The sequence below is a fragment of the Robertmurraya sp. DFI.2.37 genome (genome assembly GCF_029211245.1).
Taxonomy (GTDB): domain Bacteria; phylum Bacillota; class Bacilli; order Bacillales; family Cytobacillaceae; genus Robertmurraya; species Robertmurraya methanolica_A.
Map to the genome: position 1 here is coordinate 1 of NZ_JARGEJ010000123.1, position 1,841 is coordinate 1,841.

The window sequence follows — 1,841 nt, forward strand, 5'->3', positions numbered from 1 at the left end:
GTAGACTCTCGGAAATTAAGTAACTGATTCTGGGTCTTTTGGGGGATGAAAGCAATACTTATGAGGATACATTGGAATTTTCAAAATCGTTTTCAAAAAAATACGTGCCAAATAAACCACAAAAAGTGGATTTTTTGAAAAATGTATTTTAAGATAATGAGGATGATTTTTATAGGGAAAGCAGAGTTTTAATCAAGGGATGTACATGTGAAAATTGGTTCTTTTCTGCTTCCTTCATCCACGCATCGGCATGCTGGCACATGCCGATGATATATGATCTTATATTCCAATGCCTAGAACTACGTCCTCTTGAATCTTCTAAACGATAATCAACCTTTTGTCGTTTAATACAGCGCTCGACCCCAGTACGCAATGAATAGCGTTTATACCATTCTTTACTGTCACGCTTTACCCGTGGAAACAAACGAGGATTATCTTTCGTTGATGTATGAAAAGTTCGGCCATACCTTGAATCTGAACAAGGAGTTGGGCATTCCCATTTACCAACGGCTGCTGGACAACGCCATTTTCGACGGTAACGTTTCTTATCGACTCCCCAATCAAGCATCTTTCGACCAATGGGACAGATAGGTACACCGTCTAGGTTAATCTCCATTTCCTTGTATGTGAATTGTTTTGTTCGCCTTGGATTTAAGTCAATAATGGCTGAAACATCATAGTGTTCTAACATGTTATAGATCGGATAAGCATCGAATGCAGAGTCTAAAATGGCTTCTCCAATCTTCCAGTTAGGATACCAGTGACGAAGTTCATGAAAAGTACTCACAAGTAATACGGAGTCGTGTTTACTCGCTCGGTAAAGCCGTGGGTAGATCGGTAAATCATACGGACTGTCAGAGGCAGCTACCATAAATAGACTTCTTCCGTAGTAATACTTTTCTCTCGAACTGTCCCAACCGTAATCGGCATCAGGGTCGGAAAATTGACGGTTACAGTCACATTTCCAATTTCCTTGTTTTCGACAGTCACACAGGAACTTTCCATACGGTCGACCACCGGTTAACACAGGTGAGCCGTCTGCCATTAGACTAAGTGATTGTGTGTTACCTAGTAAACCAAATGAAGCCGACTTTTCTACAAATAAAGATTGAAATAAAACCTGTAAAAGATCATGTGCTTTAGGTTTATATCGAATATGTTTATTATTCAAAGCACGCTTAACGAGCTTCTCTACAATCTTTGGGTTTTTAGGCTCGAGCTTTTGATTCTTTTTCCCTTTCTTTCTGGGCTTTTTAAGTTTCCTTTTGTTACGCTTGGAAAGATGAGGGCTTGAGGCAATCCACAAGCGTTTAAAGAAATCGTAAAACGTACCGATACCAGGCACATTATCTGGTGAAAACCCACTAAGTATGGCATAAATCGGTGTTGTTTTTAACGTGTAAACCCAACGGTCAATGCTCGTTTCACGGAGAGAGTGCATGAGCATCAAACTTCGAAGCATATCCGAAGGATTTCGTGGCTTTCTACCTCTTGGATTTGAGGAATAGCGATCTTTCATTAGATGATCGGTTTCTGTTAAATCCATTAATGAGCACCAAATAATTTGATTAGAGTAAAAGTCCTTTAAAAACGTTTTACATTTGTAGTAAGTATTCAGTTGATCCACTACAAACTCTAGATAAGTTTCATGATCACGAATAATGTTTAACATAAGAATTCCCCCGTAATTAGTAGTTAAAAATGCTTATACTTAATTGTGAGGGGAACGTACGTTTGTCAAGACGGAAAGTTTGTTCGCATCCCTTATTGGGGGTGTAACGATAAAAAGCCCTAGTCGTAAGACTAGAGCTAATGCGGAAAATTAATTTCCGAGAGACTAT

1 protein-coding gene is annotated in these 1,841 nt (G+C 39.1%); it reads right to left on the minus strand.

The window, feature by feature from the left end; genetic code table 11:
* Nucleotides 1-169: 169 nt before the first annotated feature.
* A complete protein-coding gene (locus tag PZE06_RS25650; RefSeq protein ID WP_150917864.1) occupies nt 170-1,672 on the minus strand; it encodes a transposase in 1,503 nt (500 codons plus the stop codon).
* Between the last annotated feature and the right edge of the window lie 169 nt (nt 1,673-1,841).

Bases quoted from the DNA above. Each gene is read 5' to 3' on its own strand.
- PZE06_RS25650 (WP_150917864.1), bottom strand. From the start codon at position 1,672: ATGTTAAACATTATTCGTGATCATGAAACTTATCTAGAGTTTGTAGTG.